The organism is Leptolyngbya sp. FACHB-1624 (assembly GCF_047649235.1).
GTDB lineage: Bacteria > Cyanobacteriota > Cyanobacteriia > Leptolyngbyales > Leptolyngbyaceae > Leptolyngbya > Leptolyngbya boryana.
This window is the reverse complement of sequence record NZ_CP180258.1, coordinates 5,956,321-5,973,710: the sequence shown is the minus strand read 5'-3', so window position 1 is coordinate 5,973,710 and position 17,390 is coordinate 5,956,321. Positions and strand designations below refer to the sequence as shown.

At 46.9% G+C, this 17,390-nt stretch carries 17 protein-coding genes and 1 pseudogene; 6 read left to right on the top strand and 12 right to left on the bottom strand.

The genetic code is table 11. The annotated features are described in order from the left end of the window. Positions 1–9: 9 nt before the first annotated feature. From ACMUEV_RS28450 to ACMUEV_RS28435, 4 genes and pseudogenes are all read left to right on the top strand, one after another. Entirely contained in the window at positions 10–813 is an 804-nt protein-coding gene (locus tag ACMUEV_RS28450) for a CPBP family intramembrane glutamic endopeptidase (RefSeq protein WP_190652985.1), read from the top strand. 173 nt (positions 814–986) lie between these two features. Then, positions 987–1,112: pseudogene (locus ACMUEV_RS28445) on the top strand (hypothetical protein); the annotation flags it as partial. A 19-nt stretch (positions 1,113–1,131) separates the two neighbouring features. Next, complete coding sequence (locus tag ACMUEV_RS28440) at positions 1,132–1,290, top strand: hypothetical protein (RefSeq protein ID WP_242044728.1); 159 nt, start codon at positions 1,132–1,134, stop codon at positions 1,288–1,290. A gap of 77 nt (positions 1,291–1,367) precedes the next feature. Next, a complete protein-coding gene (locus ACMUEV_RS28435) occupies positions 1,368–3,128 on the top strand; it encodes a mechanosensitive ion channel family protein (RefSeq protein WP_242044729.1) in 1,761 nt (586 codons plus the stop codon). 88 nt (positions 3,129–3,216) lie between these two features. Here ACMUEV_RS28435 and ACMUEV_RS28430 read toward each other — a convergent pair whose 3' ends face one another. The 7 genes from ACMUEV_RS28430 to ACMUEV_RS28400 all read right to left on the bottom strand — a co-directional run bounded on the left by ACMUEV_RS28430 (position 3,217) and on the right by ACMUEV_RS28400 (position 8,236). Then, the gene (locus ACMUEV_RS28430) at positions 3,217–3,534 is read right to left on the bottom strand and encodes a hypothetical protein (protein ID WP_199329687.1); all 318 of its coding nucleotides are present in this window, start codon (positions 3,532–3,534) and stop codon (positions 3,217–3,219) included. 134 nt (positions 3,535–3,668) lie between these two features. Beyond that, positions 3,669–4,199 (bottom strand): hypothetical protein, encoded by a 531-nt coding sequence (locus tag ACMUEV_RS28425; RefSeq protein WP_017285803.1) that lies wholly within the window; start codon positions 4,197–4,199, stop codon positions 3,669–3,671. 511 nt (positions 4,200–4,710) lie between these two features. Beyond that, positions 4,711–5,238: a ribosome maturation factor RimM gene (gene rimM / locus ACMUEV_RS28420; protein WP_017285804.1), complete on the bottom strand. Its 528-nt coding sequence runs from the start codon at positions 5,236–5,238 to the stop codon at positions 4,711–4,713. Between the two features lie 3 nt (positions 5,239–5,241). Continuing rightward, a complete protein-coding gene (locus tag ACMUEV_RS28415) occupies positions 5,242–6,510 on the bottom strand; it encodes a valine--pyruvate transaminase (protein ID WP_190652986.1) in 1,269 nt (422 codons plus the stop codon). 81 nt (positions 6,511–6,591) lie between these two features. Further along, entirely contained in the window at positions 6,592–6,774 is a 183-nt protein-coding gene (locus ACMUEV_RS28410; protein ID WP_190652987.1) for a hypothetical protein, read from the bottom strand. 288 nt (positions 6,775–7,062) lie between these two features. Continuing rightward, entirely contained in the window at positions 7,063–8,016 is a 954-nt protein-coding gene (locus ACMUEV_RS28405; RefSeq protein ID WP_017285807.1) for an isoaspartyl peptidase/L-asparaginase, read from the bottom strand. A 61-nt stretch (positions 8,017–8,077) separates the two neighbouring features. Continuing rightward, positions 8,078–8,236, bottom strand: coding sequence for a DUF2256 domain-containing protein (locus tag ACMUEV_RS28400; protein ID WP_071596137.1), 159 nt, complete (start codon positions 8,234–8,236; stop codon positions 8,078–8,080). 60 nt (positions 8,237–8,296) lie between these two features. On the opposite strand from ACMUEV_RS28400, the gene ACMUEV_RS28395 reads away from it, so the two are divergent. Further along, positions 8,297–9,016, top strand: a complete 720-nt coding sequence (locus tag ACMUEV_RS28395) for an RNA methyltransferase (protein WP_190652988.1) — start codon at positions 8,297–8,299, stop codon at positions 9,014–9,016. A gap of 148 nt (positions 9,017–9,164) precedes the next feature. Next, positions 9,165–10,544 carry a serine hydrolase gene (locus ACMUEV_RS28390; protein WP_190652989.1) on the top strand — a complete coding sequence of 460 codons (1,380 nt, stop codon included), beginning with the start codon at positions 9,165–9,167 and terminating at the stop codon, positions 10,542–10,544. A gap of 15 nt (positions 10,545–10,559) precedes the next feature. On the opposite strand, the gene ACMUEV_RS28385 is transcribed toward ACMUEV_RS28390, so the two are convergent. The 5 genes from ACMUEV_RS28385 to ACMUEV_RS28365 all read right to left on the bottom strand — a co-directional run bounded on the left by ACMUEV_RS28385 (position 10,560) and on the right by ACMUEV_RS28365 (position 17,387). Then, positions 10,560–11,909 carry an FAD-dependent oxidoreductase gene (locus ACMUEV_RS28385; RefSeq protein ID WP_190652990.1) on the bottom strand — a complete coding sequence of 450 codons (1,350 nt, stop codon included), beginning with the start codon at positions 11,907–11,909 and terminating at the stop codon, positions 10,560–10,562. 180 nt (positions 11,910–12,089) lie between these two features. Beyond that, a complete protein-coding gene (locus ACMUEV_RS28380) occupies positions 12,090–13,010 on the bottom strand; it encodes a DNA polymerase III subunit delta' (protein ID WP_190652991.1) in 921 nt (306 codons plus the stop codon). Positions 13,011–13,377: 367 nt separating this feature from the next. Continuing rightward, positions 13,378–14,904 (bottom strand): ferredoxin:protochlorophyllide reductase (ATP-dependent) subunit B, encoded by a 1,527-nt coding sequence (gene bchB / locus ACMUEV_RS28375; RefSeq protein WP_190652992.1) that lies wholly within the window; start codon positions 14,902–14,904, stop codon positions 13,378–13,380. 313 nt (positions 14,905–15,217) lie between these two features. Next, the gene (locus tag ACMUEV_RS28370; RefSeq protein WP_190652993.1) at positions 15,218–16,759 is read right to left on the bottom strand and encodes a sensor histidine kinase; all 1,542 of its coding nucleotides are present in this window, start codon (positions 16,757–16,759) and stop codon (positions 15,218–15,220) included. A 178-nt stretch (positions 16,760–16,937) separates the two neighbouring features. Beyond that, positions 16,938–17,387, bottom strand: a complete 450-nt coding sequence (locus ACMUEV_RS28365; protein WP_242044732.1) for a response regulator — start codon at positions 17,385–17,387, stop codon at positions 16,938–16,940. Between the last annotated feature and the right edge of the window lie 3 nt (positions 17,388–17,390).

Genomic DNA, 17,390 nt, shown 5'->3' with positions numbered 1-17,390 from the left:
GCAACCTGTATGAATTTAAATTCGTTTTCAAAGCCGCAGATCGCAATCGTCGCCGCAGTCCTCTATACGGCGATTATGGGTATCGGGATGTTCTACATGAAAACCTTCATGGGCATCAACTACGGTCAACCAGAAATGATGAACCTGCTCTGGTTCATCCTCATTATGCTCAATATTGTCAATGTCTTCTGGGTGACTCGCTATTTTAGTTGGCAGACGATCGGCTTTCGTCGCCTCAACCGTCAGCAACTGCTATGGTTTCTGCCCTTAATCGCTGTGCTGATTGCCACTTGGGTAGTCTTCCTGTCGGGTCTGGCTCGTGCCTCCCTGAGTGCCGCCCAATGGCAATCGTTTGCCCTGGTTGGCTTCACCACTCTGTTAGTCGGGTTTGGGGAAGAAATCATGTATCGGGGCATTGTGTTACATGCCTTTTTGACCACCAACCGAGTCCGTTGGGCCATGCTGGTGAGCGCGATCGCCTTCTCCCTACTCCATGCCGTCAATGTGTTTGGGGGCGTTCCTTTGCTAGCTGTCCCCATACAATTGCTCAATACCTTTCAGTTTGGCTTTCTCTTTGCGCCGTTGATGCTCAAACTTAACAACATCCTGCCGTTGATTATCTTCCACTGGCTGTGGGACTTTGTGCAGATTGTCGCACCGTCGCTGGTGGATGAACAAACTGCCACAGCTATGAGATCGATCGTGCAACTCAGCGATCCCATTGAACTCATTGGGGGCATTGTGATGTGGTTGCAGATCAAGCAAGTCCCGGAGCGGGCGATCGCTGATCTGCCCAAACCTGTCAATCTCTAAGCAAGTACGTTTAAGGACAATCCCTCATGAACCCACGGCTGGCTCATTTTTGATCATTCACCCTGCTTACGGTTGCGGTTGTCACTACTAGCAGCAGTACAGTTAATAGCGCGGCCCCTAATCGTACCAGCTTTGGTGCGACATGGAAAACTGTTGACTGTAAAACCTTTAACGTGCCTGCCTCTGTTGCCGCCCAATCAGATTGTGGTTATGTCACCGAAAATCCGGAGATTCCCACCCTGGTATTGAATGGCGCTTACGACCCGGTTACTCCCCAGCCCTATGGAGAAGCTGTAGCTAAGAAGTTGAAAACCGCCTATGTTTACAACTTCCCAGGCGTTGGGCATGGTGCATCAGTGGTGCCGCCCTCAAGGAAAACGCTTACAAAATGGTCGCTCCTGGAATTCGAGAGACATCAGTGAAGCTCAATCTATGATCGATAGCTATCTGAGGGAACAAGACTCAGGTCTCTATTAGATTGAATCCGGAGTGGTTGCGTTACAGCGCAATTCGTAGTTTAGTTCCATAGCGGGGTAAATCTGTAGGAGCTATCTATGCGTAGACTGTTTCGTTCTTCTCTGATTCACTTTGTTTTAGTCAGTGCCTTCACCTTCAGCTTAGTTCTTGGCTGGACTCCGTTCGCTCAGAGCCAACTACCCCCATTGCCAACGAATTCTGCCAATTCTTCGTTCACTCTACCTGATGGAGTGAATCGCTATGGGGAGTATGAAACGGCTGCGATTCGATCGCCTTTAGATAGCAAAGTCTTATTTGAGGTAACTTCACCCACGATTCTGAATCGAGACAAAGTTCCAGACGATAAATTACCGATCGAGATTCGAGCCAGTGAGGTGAATGAGCGGCTGTGGCGAGTACTATCTCGAACAATTGAGGCGAAACAGCCTCCAACAGTAGCGATCTCAACTTTGAATAAACACCTAATCCTTCAGATTAGTGACGGTCAATCTACTCGCCCGATTCGATTAGTAACAGTGACAGAACCGGATGCTGACTTCAATGGAAAACCTCTGGACGAATTAGCAGAAGAGTGGAAAAAAATTCTTCAAGCTGAAATGGTTCGGTTCAAGCAGATGACCGCACCAGAAGTCTTACGGCAACGCATTGGACAAGCATCACAAATCTTACTGGGATTGCTGGTGTCGAGTGGAGTGATCTGGTTACTGCGGCGAGGTCTAACTCATCAGCAAAACTTAATAGAAACTCGGTATCAGCAACAATTAGACGCGCTTGTAGAAGAAAAAGCGCAGCAATCAGAGATCCCCGAAGAAACAGAAGCAAGAGAAATTGCAAATCTAAGATCGCGGTTTTTAGCAACTTTGCAACATCAATTTAGCCTAAAGCGGCAATTAGACTTTAACAAGTTTCTCAAATGGGCGCTGCTGTGGATATTCATCCTGATGTGGTATGTCGGCATTGCTCATATCCTGTCGATCATTCCCGTTTTGATGAGGTGGGGCTTTTACTTATGGGCAACGCCCGTCGCACTCTTAGTTCTCTGGTTTGGCATCAGTTTAGCGATCCGAATCAGCAAAAGTTTAATTGATCGCTTGATGCACTCTTGGAAACAGAGTTCGCTGCTTCCGTTAGGAGAAGCTCAACGGGTCGTCATGAGAAGTACGACGATCGCGGAAGCCTTGAAAGGACTAATTACTTTTGTTTTAGTCATGGTTGGAATCATTTGGACACTGGATCTATTCAGCGTTCCGACGAGTTCAATTTTGGCAGGAGGCGCAGTCATTGGTTTGGCGATTTCTTTTGGGTCTCAAAGTCTGATTAAAGATCTCGTCAATGGTTGCTTGATTTTAGTGGAAGATCAATTTGCGGTCGGAGATGTGATTCAAATTGATCAGCAGAGCGGTTTGGTGGAAAATCTCAATTTGCGGGTAACTCAACTGCGAAATAGCGAAGGTCACCTGATTACCATTCCGAACAGCACGATCGCAAATGTTTGTAATCTCACCCGTCTCTGGTCACGGATTGATTTTTCGATCGTAGTTGCTTATGAAAACGACCCCAAAAAAGTGCTTGATGTTTTAAAGCAAGTCTCACAGCAAATGTATGATGATCCCCAATGGCGCGATCGCATACCCGAACTGCCTGAAGTGCTAGGCATCGATGATCTTTCCCATACCGGAATGCTCGTGCGCGTTTGGATTAAAACAGCCCCAATGGAACAATGGAGCGTTGGGCGAGAATTTCGATTACGAGTTCGGCAAGCTTTTGAAGCGAATCAAATTCAGATTGGCAAACCTCAATTGATCACTTATCACACAGATTTCAACAAAATTTCCTAACCTGGAGCATGATTTCGCTCATCATCGACGGAGCAGAACAGGTCTTCTGAACTCATGATGAGGGCAAACTGCCCCCACAACTTATGAGTCAAAATTCCACATTGCTACCAATGAGATCGATCGCTTGATCTGCTGTAATTAACCGTTTCAAAACCACTTGCCCGATCGAGCTTGACTCGACACTTTCAGTAGGCTTGACTTCGACCATTAAAATTTCATCTTCAACACGATAAAGCCAGAGCTTTTCGCCATTTTCCCAAATACAAATATTCAATCGATCAATTTGAGGTTTGCGTCTCCAGGCGGTCTCATTCCACAAGCCACCTAGCTCCCAGACTCGACCCACACTCCAACCATCAGATAGAAAAAAATACTTCACCAGCGTCACCAAAAGCTTAAAGAGCAAAAATTTGCCTAAACCTTAGCGCTAAACTGGGACGATTCAGCTGAATTTAACCAATTTTTCCAAGAGTTCAGAGAAAGCGGGTGCTGTTTAAACTTGAAATCAATCAGCACCCACACTTAACCCCTGCATTTCATCTACTTCCAAACGCGAGTTTGATAGTTCTGCTTGCACGTATTCAAAATTCGCTGATCGTTTGCACTCACTTGTTGAATGCGGTGGTAGCCTTCTAGGCTCACCGGAGATGCAACCGGATTTAAGCGCGATGCAACGGTTGTCTCAGGTTGCTCGGTTGCAATCACATAAGGATTCTCAGAGCGATCGTATGTGTCGATCACCATGAGCGAAAGCTTTTCAGGCTCAACTGAACCATAGGTACAATCGAACGAGGAATTTGGCATGTAGAGTGCGCCAACTAATTTGCCTTGCCGAGATTCAAACACAAAGTAAGCTTGACCAAGTTGATTCGGCTGTGCAGATTGCCCATACAGGTAAACTCCATCCGGCAGTGTGGTTGCCTGCGCCATTGCAGTGTTAACCAGAGTGCGGGGAGCAGCTTGAGCAGGTGCATTCATCGCCATTAAACCTGCAACCGCAAGCGAGAAGCCAGCAATCACGGGGGTTACCTGTTTAACAGGGGCGAGGAGGTAAGTCAGTAATGCTTTCATGGAATGCCCTCTCAATAAATAAAGTCTTTAACAGGGGGTGCGAGGATGCGGTTGACTGAGTTTGATTTCACCACGGGGGCTAGTGAATAGTTTCAGTCACGGTCTACGTATTACTACTCCCTCTTAGGAAGTCATTTCGGAAAGCGGAAGGCAGATATCTGAAAATTTTTCTGATGGGATCAGTCTGATCAACACGGCGGAAAAATGAGCGATCGAACACGCAGAAATCGACTCTGCTATTGCATAGCGTTGCCGATACCTTGCCCTAAATCTGCTACATAACCATCAAATCATGCCTGTCATGTTGGGATTACTTGACAACGTGACAGTCCAAATTCTGACTACTTAATCCCTAGCTTCACAATTCACTAATCCTTACTCTGTCTTGAACAATCCAGTTTTGTAGCGGAGCTAACCTTTATTTAAGCTACCATGCGGAATTAAACAGATTTGTTTTAGTAATAATCGTTTACTTATCCGAGATAACCGGATGGCGATAGAGCGATTTAGCCTAGAGATCCAGCAATCCAGGCGGAGGGGTAATCTCAATTCGGCGTTGCGCTAAGTCAACTACGGGCACGATCGCTTCGACAAATGGGATTAAGATCGTTCTGCCTTCCGGCGTAACTTTTTTGACTTCTAATAAATCATGTCCAGCCGGAATCACATCGCTGACTGTTCCAATTAATTCTTGACTAGCTTGTTCGTATACCGATAAGCCCAGCAGGTCCGCAACATGAAATTCGCCTTCTTCGAGATCTGGTCGATCGCTATCAGGTACGAGCAGTTGACAGCCGCGCAGAGCTTCAGCAGCATCGCGATCGCGAATGCCTTTAATTTGAATCACATATAAACCTTTGCCATCGAGATAGCGACCGGAGACGAGTTCGATCACTTCGGGTTCGGTTTGGTTAGGGCGCAATAGCCAGCGCTCTCCTGGTTCTTCAAATCGCTCGGGAAAATCTGTGTTGGGATAGACTCGCAGTTCGCCTTTTAGTCCTTGCGCCGCAACAATTTTCCCGATTTCTAAATAACCCATGCTTTATCTTCCATAAACTTGCTCTGCAACTTGCGCGAGTCGTTCCATCGCAGTTTGTAATTCTAAATCAGTTCCAGTCAAACTGATTCTTAAGCATTGTTGTTTGTGTTGCCAGTCCTCTCGTAAGCCTGGGAAGAAGGTGCTACCCGGAACAACAATGACTCCAACTTGTTTCAATGCTTGATAAAATTCCCAATCCGTGATCGGTAATTCGTCCAACCAAAGCCACGCAAAGATTGCGCCTTCTCCACGGTGGAGATACCAAGGCAGCGATCGCGGCATACTACGATCGAGCGTTGCTTCAACAATCTCAATCTTATGTTGGTAGAACGGTCGAATCACATTGGTTGAAATTTCAGCAAGTCTGCCGGATTGAATCGCGCGCGCTGCGATCGCTTGTCCATATCGCGGGGAATGAATGCAGAGATTAGTTTGAAAACATTCGAGGGTGTGAATAATTTCGGGTTCGCCAATGGCAATTCCGATACGTTCTCCAGGCAATCCTGCTTTCGATAAACTCATACAGTGAACAACATTTCCTCCAAAACGCGGAGTCATGTCTGTAAAGTTTAAGGCTGGATAAGGCGGAGCGTAAGCAGAATCAATCAACACTGGCACATCATACGTTGCTGCAAGTGTTGCAATTTTATTCACTTCATCGTCACTCAGTACGTTCCCCGTAGGATTACACGGACGGGAAAAAATGACACATCCCGTTTGTTCATCAATTTGTAACTGATTGAAATTTGGACGGTACTTAAAGCGATGATTTTCTTGATCGATTTCTAATTCAGGCCGATAGGCAATCAGCGCTTCTGGAGTCAGTGTGACCCCGCCATATCCGGTATAGTCTGGACTCAGAGGAAGAACAATCTTTCTCAGTTCTCCGCTCGCGGTGTAACCCCCAAATGCATTAGCTGCATAGAAGTAAAGGCTTTGGCTGCCGGGCGTGATCAAGATATGTCGATCGCTCAAATTTAAGCCATATCGTTGATTAAAATCTTGAACGATCGCATCAATTAACGGTTGATACCCTTGACTTGCACCATACCGACAAACAACCTCACTGTATTCGGAACTAGCAAGCAGTTCTGTCGTGCAATCTCGCCAAAGTTGTTCTACTTCGGGCAAAATCACTGGATTGCCAGCACTGAGATTAATGAAAGTTTGTCCGGCTCCGGCTCGTAACGTCTCAATAATGTCCTTCATGATTGCCCGGACTCCGGACAGACGCGACATATCGGTTCCGAGTTGGCTTAGCGCAGGATTCATCAGAGATTACAACTAATAAGGGAATCTTGATGCTACCGACGAAAGGCACACTTCAAACATTAATTTTTGCTGCAACCGTGCTTAAGGATGGCGAAACACTTGCTCAATTTTCTGAACCGCTTCGACTTCGCTCAACAAGCGCTCGGCTTGACGAAGGGTTTCACAAGTTTTTGGGGCATTACCGATCGCATGATAAGTGACACCAAGCTGATAAAACGCTTGAGCGACCTCGACTTTGAGTTGATAAACCTGTGCCAGTGCCATAACACAACGCTTGGGGAAGGGTGACTGATGCGGAAATTACGGAAGGGGCAAATCTCTCAGGGGGAGTGAGAGATTGCAGATAGATATCGGAATTGCCCTGATATCAGGATCTTAGGGAAAGTCTCACACTTGAGGGCTGAGGGGTGAGACCCCCTAAACATAGACGACCTTACTTCGGTAGACTTGCCTATCTCTACGTAAAAGCATACCTACGCATTTTCCTCAGCACATCCGTAGATACGCATAGGTTTCTCAGTAATTTCTAGTCAGTGTACGGAATTTTAACTGTCACACAGTTCCGACTTCCATTCCGTCTGGCAGTTCCAGCGTGTCACCAATCCGATCGCCAGTATGATACGCCGCTAAAAGTACCTCGCTGGTTTTCCCCCAGCCGATCTCTCCGGTTGCAGTCAGTCCGATTGCGCCAAAATCGCGGCGGTTTTTCTCGGCTTCTTTGAAAGATTTTTCAAACGAGCTGTATAACGAATGTCCATCTGTCACACGAATGACGATTTTTGCGGCTAAACATTCATCGATAATGTCCTCGCCGATGCCAGTACAGCTAATCGCTGCCTCTGAAGTTGCGTAATTTCCCGCAGGCATTGCAGAATCGCTGACGCGTCCAATCCGCTCAAAGCCTTTTCCGCCTGTCGAGGTGCCAGCAGCAAGTCGTCCATGATGATCCAATGCCACAACGCCAATTGTGCCTCGTCCAGCCGATTCGGAAATCAATTCTTTTTCAGCGACAACGCCTGCCATGGCGCGGTTAAAGTTGCCTTCGCGCTCTTGAATCCACTCTTGTAAGCGCAATTCGGTGAGGGGATCATAGAGAGGAAGTTGCAATTCTCGCAGCAATTCGGCTGAACCCATATCTGATAAAACGCGATCGTCAGACGTTTGCAGAAATAAGGCAAGTTCGATCGGGTTTTTGACCCGTGAGGTGTTAATCACTCCGCTAAATCTTTGCCGTGCGCCATCCATTAAGGCAGCACTCATGCGGATTTGACCATCGGATTGCAAGACCGAGCCAGTTCCAGCGTTAAACCGGGGATCATCCTCTAAAAGTTGGCATCCGGTGACAACCGCTTCGGTTGCGGTCGCACCTGCAAGGAGAAGGGCATAGACTTCTTCAACAACTTTGTGCAGCGATCGCCGAACCGCCTCGGCTCCCCCTTTACCTTTGAGCGAACTTCCGGCTCCACCATGAATGATCAACTTGGGCTGAACGCGATCGACAGACATGCTAAGCATCCTCGTAATTGGGATTAGATAGCACAAAAGCTTATCATGCCAGGGTTCTCCGTTACTCAGAGGCACGCTGATTTTTGCGGTTTCGACAGCGATCGGAACAGTATTTCACCTCGTCCCAGCAATCTGCCCATTTTTTCCGCCAAGTGAAAGACAGACCGCAGACGGGACAGATTTTGGTGGGAAGATCGGATTTGGCGCGATGGCGGGGCATGACGGTAGGCGGGATAAGATGAGGTTTGCTTCTCTCTAGCTTACTTTTTACGATTTGATCATGCCGGAAGTTTCTCAAGTTCGGATTGTCTTAGTCGAGCCTGCGGGTGCGTTAAACGTGGGGTCGATCGCGCGGGTGATGAAAAATATGGGGTTGCATCAGTTGGTTTTGGTAAATCCCAAATGTGATTTGCAATCGGATGATGCTCGGAAAATGGCGATGCGCGCGATCGACGTTTTAGAAGCTGCAAAAATTGTGGAGTCGATTCCGGAGGCATTGGTGGGATGTCATCGGGCAGTAGCGACTGCGGTGCGATCGCGGCTGGACACGACATTGGAACATCCTCGTCAGGCATTGCCTTGGTTGTTGGAGCCGGGATTAAATACAGCGATCCTTTTTGGGTCTGAAGATCGGGGCTTAAGTAATGATGAGCTTAAATATGCTCAGCGGTTTGTGTATATTCCGACGAGCGATCAGTATCAATCTTTGAATTTAGCTCAGGCTGTCGCAATTTGTTGTTATGAGCTTTTTCAAATGCCAGTAACTTCAGAGACATTCACCGATTTGTGTTCGTTAGATGCACTCGATCGCTATTATCAACATCTCGAATCGGTTTTATTGAAAATTGGATATTTGCAACCGCATACCGCAGCAAGTCGAATGGAAAAATTTCGCCATCTGTTTAATCGGGCTGAACTTTCAGAAGCGGAAGTTTCCTTGCTGCGCGGGATTTTGCGGCAAGTGGAATGGGCGACACAAACAAAAACTTCTGAAGATTAGACAATTGGATCGGATCAGTTTCACGAAGTCAATGTAAAATCCCTAAGACATGTAAGGTGACACAACGCAAATCTCGGATTCAAAAACGAAGACGGATAGCGTGCATTTTGCGAAAAACTTGACGCTTGATCAACGGAGAGAATTTTCAATGTGGGACGGAACTGACGAGTCAGGATCAAATTCAAACCGCTCTGAGATTGGTGTGCGTTCTCGTATTGCACAAGCGCCACGATCGCGCCGTCGTCCGGTTGAACCCCACCGCAGTTCTGAACCTGAACCGCCTCGCACTCGTCGAGCACGGCGCACGGACAAAACAATGGAAAAAACAGCGGAGTTTCCTAAGTCTCGCACTCAGCAAGCTCGTCGCCGTTTAGAAGTGGTTCCACCGCCTGAGCCGCGTCGTTCTAAACCTGCACGCAAAGCAATCGCCCCGCCCCGTCCCAAAAGTGCATCTGCACTAGCCTTTCTCTACGGCACTCGATTGCTGATTTTAGGCATTGGAATTGGGGTGATTGCAGGAACGAGTTTATCGATTTTTGATCCAGCCAGTCGCACGACAGCAGAAGCTCCTAAAACTGAACAATCCCCGCCTGCTGCTCCCAGCACGCCGACATTACAGCTAGAACTTGCTCAAGAGATTGGCGGACTGAAAACTCAGATTCAAAGCGCGATCGCACCGCAAACTCAATTAACCCCTGGCTTAATGGTGGTTGATGCAGATACGGGTGCTTACTTTGATATCAATGGCTCGAATGCGATCCCTGCTGCTAGTACGATTAAGTTTCCGATTTTAGTTGCTTTTTTTCAGGCCGTTGATGAAGGTAAAGTTCGATTAGATCAACCTCTGACTCTCAAAAAAGAACAAATTGCAGCAGAGTCTGGTGACTTGCAAGATTCTCAACCGGGTTCGCAGTTCCCGGCAATTCAAGTTGCAACGAAGATGATTGATATTAGTGACAATACTGCGACGAATATGATCATTGATCTCTTGGGTGGAAAAGAGGCAGTGAACCAACGGTTTCAAGCTTGGGGACTGACCAATACCGTCATCCAGAATGCTCTACCAGACCTGCAAGGCACGAATACGAGTAGTCCGCGCGATATGGTAACACTCCTCAGTGCAGTCAATAGTGGCAAATTAGTCTCAATGCGATCGCATGAAAGAATGCTGACCATCATGCGGAAAGTAGTGAACAATTCATTGATTCCACAAGGGCTAGGACAGGGAGCAGTGATTGCTCATAAAACTGGCGATATCGGCATGATGTTGGGAGATGTGGGCATGATTGATTTGCCAAATGGGAAGCGGTACTTTATGGCTGCAATGGTGAAGCGTCCTCATAATGACGATCGCGCGGGTGATGCAATTCGCAAAATGTCTGAGTTGACGTACCAATATTTCAATCAGCAGTCGGAGGCGAGTTCACCGAGTCCGACGATGAGTCCACAGACGAACCCAACGATGAGTCCGCCTGTCAATCCACAAGGCGCAGAGCCATCGAATCCATCGACGATCGCGCAGCCTTGATGAAATTTTCGGGGTCTAGACCTCGATTTCAGCAGCGCGATCGGCATTAAACCAAGTGCGATCGACCGTACAGCCGAGATGTTGCTGAATGCGTAAGAGATCGGTTTCCGCATTGCCTAAGCAGGTCGTTGCTCCAGGTGAAGGCGTCACATTAAACCGGATTCCGCCGCCTGGATCAATCTCTGCTTGTCCTAGGATTAATTTACCTTGGGTCTTATCAATCAATTGCGGACGAATTCCACCGACTTCGTTCGCAAACTCAAGATCTGAAAGCCGTAATGATGGCACGATCTTTTGAGCATCCTTGAGAAACAGACGACGATTGACAACAGGAATTTCAAAGGCAAAGTTTTTGAAAATGTAATTGCGAATGTCTCGAACCTTGAATAAATCCCAGAGCACACCACTGACACTCCGATCGAGACGCAGCACTTCTAAATAATCTACAAAAGTCTGCAAATTGTAGCGCTCTAGCAGCGGTAACGGCAGTGCTGTCGGTCCAAAGCGCGTCTTTCCAGGCATGGTGACATCTGGATCGCCATGAATGGCAGCAAAAGGCAGTTTGTCATTCTGCACCGTGTAGACTTTGCCATTGAGCACTTGCGGCGTGTAGTAAAAGTTTCCTGCGATCGGTAAACAAGAATATTCCAAACCGATGCCCATCCGGTGTGCGAATAGTAAACTGTGTCCGCCTGCTGAGACGACCACAAATCGAGCCGTAATCGTAGCATCTGCGGTCGTAATACGATAATTTTCGCCGACAGGCTCGATCGATTGCACAGGATTGCCTAATCTTAGATCGACGGTCTTGCCTGAAACTTCCTGTGCTTGCTCCACCATCGCCTGTGCCAGAGCACCATAGTTCACGGCAGTATATTCATTCTGAATCGCGATCGCGGCTAATTCTTCCGGTCGTTCTTGTCCATTGAGTTGCACCACATTCGGTTCAAGCTCAGCAATTTGAGCTTTTTCGAGCAGCTGCATGTTCTGAAAATGCGGCTTAAAGTTCTCGTACCGTTGCCGGACGAGATCACTCTCTTGAGATCCAACACCCACAACCATTTTGGGATAGCGGTAAATCACGCGATCGCGAATTGCAGGCGGTAGTTGGGTGGCATAACGCACAAGCATATCTGCGGAACGACGAACTTTCAGCGCTTTTTCCAAGCTGTAATTCGTTTCAATATCGCCGCAATGAATGGTTTGACTATTGTTCGTTGATTTGGAATTGACCGTCGCGACCTGTGAGTATTTTTCAATCAGTGCCACACGTTTCAAATCCGTGAACGTTGCCAGGGAATAAAGTAAAGCGGCTCCTGCAACGCCACCGCCCACTACAACCACATCATAAACTTGCTCTGTCATTTCCTAAGTGCCGATCGAGATTTACCTAGAGGGTGTTTTTAAAGGATAGAAAGACTCTGCGCTCACATTATGATTCCGCACCGAAATAGAATGCTATCAGCGCTCACCTTTAAAACACCTTACCTAGACTAACGTATGCCCGTGTAGAATATGCGCTGGTTTATCAGGGGATCATCACGGTTAATTGATTAACTGCATCCAAGTCACTTCCCAGACAAGCTGCGGCTGAACGTAAGCCAGTAACATTGTTTTCGCTTGTTCTAAAAGTTGCAGAGGTCGCTCCTGATGCTGCATCTGTGCCCAATAGCCTTGCTGCAAGTAATCAATCAGCCAAAGTTGTGTTTCACTATCGGTGTTTTTTGCGATCGCTCTTGCCGTGGTCAAGGCTTCTCGTAATGTTCTCGGAAGGGTCATTGCAGCCTGTAAGAGTTCTGGGTCAATTGAATCGAGCTTTTGCTGATGTGCGATCGCGGCTCCAGGACTGCCTTGTGCTAGTGCTAGTAACTGCGGCTGTGCCAGAATCGCTTCATGTCCAGTTTTACTCAAGACTTCTGCCATTGAAGTCGCATCGAGTCGGGAGAAAGGAATGCGTTGACAGCGAGAAACAATCGTTGGGAGAACTGACTCAAGACTGGGCGCGAGGAGAATAATGGTTGCTCGTCCGGGTTCTTCTAAGGTTTTGAGTAGAGCATTTGCCGCCGCTTCGGGCATGGTTTCAGCTTGCTCAATTACAACGGTCGATCGAACCGCTTCTAATGGCGGACGACTGAGAAATTGGCTGACCTCTCGAATCTGTTCTAAGCGAATCATCGGGGGAGTTTTGCGCTTGACTCCAGCAGCCTCAGCTTCGGCAGCACTTAGTCTTTTACCTTGATGGAGATAAGTTGGTGCAACCCAAAGCAAATCAGGATGATTACGATTGAGAATCCGCGATCGAGACGATGCGAGTAAGGTTTCGAGAAAACATTCAGCAGCTAGACTTTTCCCAATGCCCGGAGAACCCACAAATAGATAAGCCGGAGCGAGACGATCTTGCGCGATCGCACTTTCTAGCAATTCGACAGCTTGAGATTGCCCGATTAACTCAGCGAAAACAGACATGGAGAGCGCTTGTGAAAGACAGAGATCCAGTGTAATCGAAGCGAGTAGAGAATTGCGCAGATTCGCTTGAGAGAGTGCTAGTTTTCTTGCTCCGTTCTATCTCGCCCCGGACTGGAAGTCTAGGGCTAACGGTGCGAAGTCCTTAAAAGGACTGAAGACTTGATTCTAATTGGCTGTTAGTCCCTTGAGTGGACTTCGTTCAACTAGCCCCGAATTCCATTCCGGGGCGGGTGAATGCGATGAACGATTACTTTTCTGGGGCGGGTGAACTGCAATGAACGGTACTGTTCAAACATCATCTAAAACACGATCGCATAGTTCCATCAGTCGCCGCAAAATCGAATACTAGCGGCGACTGATTGATCAACTAAGCACCCACTGCTTCTTTCGCAGCGTAAAGAACTTCGGCAGTGATCTGAGTAATATTGCGATCGCGGGCAAATTTCTCAGTGTTCCGCTTCACCTTACCGCGCACAAAGCCCGGAATACGGTTCAGTTCTGCCAGTCCGTCTTTACTCCAGTTCAAATCAGAGTCGGCTGAAACAGATTTGGTAATCACTTCTTTTGTATCGTGACCGCCAAAGATCTCCAGCAGATGATCTTCCATTCCCAAAGTAAACGAGTTGTAGATCAAATCCACAATCTGATTGCTTCCTTCGTAGCCCACAAATGGCTTGTAGCCCACTGGGAAGTTTTGAATGTGAATGGGAGCCGCAATCACACCACACGGAATATCGAGCCGTTTTCCAACGTGGCGTTCCATCTGAGTTCCGAAGATTGCAGCAGGTTCGAGCCGCGCGATCGCATCTGCAATTTGTCCATTGTCATCGCTGACTAAGACATCATCACAGTATTCGCTGACTTGTTCTCTAAACCATGCTTCATCGTATTTGCAATAAGTTCCTGCCAGCAATACGTGAATTCCCATTTCGCGTGACAGAATTTTTGTCAAGGCTGCTGCATGAGTGTTATCTCCGAACACGACTGCTTTTTTGCCCGTGAGATTTTGGCAGTCAATCGATCGAGAAAACCAAGCCGCTTGAGAAACAAATCGCGTTTGTTGATCAATGAACGATTCATAATCAACATTTGCACCTTGAGCATTGAGCACTTGCTGAATTTTGCGAATACAGCGTGCTGTTTCCACAATGCCCATTGGAGTAATGTCAACATAAGGCATGTTGAATTCTTGCTGCAAATATTCTGCTGCCATTAACCCGGTTTCGCGATACGGCACAAGGTTAAACCAAGCACGGGGAAGCGATTTCAGCTCATGAACGCTTGCGCCTGCGGGCACGATCGCATTCACCTCAATGCCCAAATCAGACATTAACCTTTTCAGTTCAGTCGCATCGTGATTGTTATGGAATCCAAGCGTCGTCATTCCGAAAATATTGACGGAAGGCTTTTCGGTTTTTTCGGTGACGAGGTTGCCTTGCTTGCGAGCTTTAGCGATGTAGAACTGCACGATTTGCTGTAACGTGCGATCGGCTGCTTGGAGCTCATTGACGCGGTAGTGATTCACATCCGCTAACATCACATCGCCTTTTGCTTCAAGTTGTGCGCGCTCGACGAAATTCTGCAAATCTTCCTGCAAAATACTGGAGGTACAAGTCGGAGTCAGAACAATCAAATCGGGATGTTCTTCAGCGTCTTTACGGGTGATATTATCAACGACTTTTTCTTGAGATCCCCGAGCCAGTACATGTCGATCGACAACACTGGTTGTCACTGGAGTATAGTCCCGCTCCCGCTCCAACATCGATCTCATGACGTTGAAATAGTCGTCGCCGAGCGGCGCGTGCATGATGGCATGAACATTTTTAAAAGAGCTGGCAATGCGGAGAGTGCCAATATGCGCGGGACCCGCGTACATCCAATAAGCTAATTTCATGAAGCGTGAAATGATGATGTGGAGATTGCTCTTGCATTCTCTCAAAGTTACTGACCGCGTTGGCACTTGCTTTGTGATGTGTTACGCGATCGCACTGCCATCAAAAAAGCTGCAAACCGTTTTCAGGAGCGGCTAGAGAGTGATTTCACAGTCAGTGATTCTTAATAGTTCGTTGCTAAACTACAACAAACTCTATGAATGAATTTGGAGTGGGGAGTGGGGAGAACCCGGAATTCTGTCGATCGCAGTTTCACAAGCACACAAGCGTGAATATCTCTTCAGAAAGTTGGCAATTCTCATTTTCCTTTCAATGTCATTGAAAAGAATATTCCGTAACCTGCTCGTGTTCTAGTTGGATCCAGTTGCGTGGAAGGATGACTGTGAAAGTCGTTCCAATCCCTTCTTGACTTTCAAAATGAATTTGCCCTTTTTGCAGGTCTACACATCGTTTGACAATCGCTAGTCCCAACCCCGTTCCTTGGATCTTGCAGGCATTTCCAGCTCTGTAAAAAGCCTCAAACAATTTCGGTTGATCTTTCTGAGGAATACCAATTCCTTGATCTTGAACACAGAACTTAGCCTGATCCCCCTGACAAGTCAAAGTAAACCGAATAACGCTTCCTTCTGGAGAATATTTGATGGCATTGGACAACAGGTTGTCAAGCGCGTGCTTGAGTAGAGAAGCATCTGCTCTAGCTTGAGTGGTATGACCTTCGATCGCAAAAATGATGTGATGAGATTTTCCTTGAGTAATTTGAAAACTCTCCACAATTTCACGGCAAAATTCTTTCAGTTCCAGTTGAGTCAGTTCAACTTCAACTCGTCCGTCTTCTGTGCGACCGAGTACTAGAATTTCATCAAGCAACTGAAGACTTCGATCAATTGCTCGATGAATCCGCTCAAAACATCGTGTTTTTTGCTCTTCCGGTAGATCATAATCTTCTAAAAGACGCGCCCCAAAGCTAATGGTTGAGATGGGGTTACGGAACTCATGAGACACCATTGAAATAAAGCTATTTTTCATTTGGCTGAGTTCTTGCTCTTTTTCAAGGGAGCGGCGAATTTCTGCCTCTGCTCGCTTGAGTTGACCAATGTCTCGTCCTTCTGCGATGAGCAAACTAATGCTGCCATCCTTACTTCTCATAGGTTTGATAGATACATCAAGCCACCATGATCTCCCGCTAGGAGAGAAAGCTTGAAGTTCTGAACGCACTGTTTCACCTTGAGATGCGCTGAATACAGCTTCTTGCAACCAGAGCTGAGATTGTTCACTTAATTGCCAAAAAGGAGCTTCCCAAACGGGATGGTTGAGAATCAGCTCATCTTGAAAATCGCAGGCTTCTTGCATCGGTTGATTGATATCTAGAACTATCCCAGCGGAGCTAAGTAACCCCATGAATTGAAAGGTTTGGTTGAACACTTCACGAAAACGGTGTTCACTCTCCTGAAGTCTTCTGAGGATTTGCGATCGCTCGATCGCATAGCTCACGGACTTCAATAGTAGTTCTGCGGTAGCTTGTCCTTTAACCAAATAATCTTGGGCACCTTGAGCAACTGCTTGCTGAGCAAATGCTTCATCTTGCAACCCTGTTAGTACGACGATCGGGAGATAGGGAAATGCAGTTTGAACTTGAATAACAGTCTCAAGTCCTTGAGAATCAGGTAATGAAAGGTCAAGGAGAATGACATCAAATTCAGTGTAATGCAAATGCTCTAAGGCAGCTTCTAGGCGTTTGGTATGAGTGATTTGCCAAGATTTTGTATCATGATCATTGTATTGCAGCAACTTCATCAATAAAGCGGCATCTGCGGAATTATCCTCAACCAACAAGGCAGAAATGACCTGAGTACTCATAAATTGTCTACCGGATTCTGAATGAATTCAAGCCGAGCAGTAAAAATATCTATAACTAAGATTTAATTAAAATCAATACACTCTGATGAGGTCTTAAATTACTAAAGATACTTTTGCTACCTTTCCAGAATCAGGATACTTGATACAGACGTTAAAAAACTCTTAACTTTGCTCAGTCTTAACTTTGCTCAGGGGGAAGTTCGACTAAAGCAAGCCAGAAATTCTCGATCGACTTAACGACCTCCACAAATTGTTCCAGATCAACTGGTTTGACCATATAACAGTTGGCATGAAGCTGGTAGCTTCTCAAGATGTCTGCTTCATCAGAAGATGTGGTCAGAACCACAACGGGGATTGTCATCAGATCCTCATCTGCCTTGATTTCAGCGAGTACTTCGCGACCGTTTTTTTTGGGTAAGTTCAAATCGAGCAAGATGAGATCAGGGCGAGGAGCGTCTACATATTCCCCCCTTCTGTAGAGAAAGTCAGTGGCTGCAACTCCATCTCGCACCAGATGCAACTCGTTCACAAGCTTACTGCCTCTTAACGTTCTTTGGATGAGAACAGCGTCACTTCTGGAATCTTCAACGAGCAGGATTTTGAGTAATCGTGCGTGAGATGTCATCATGAG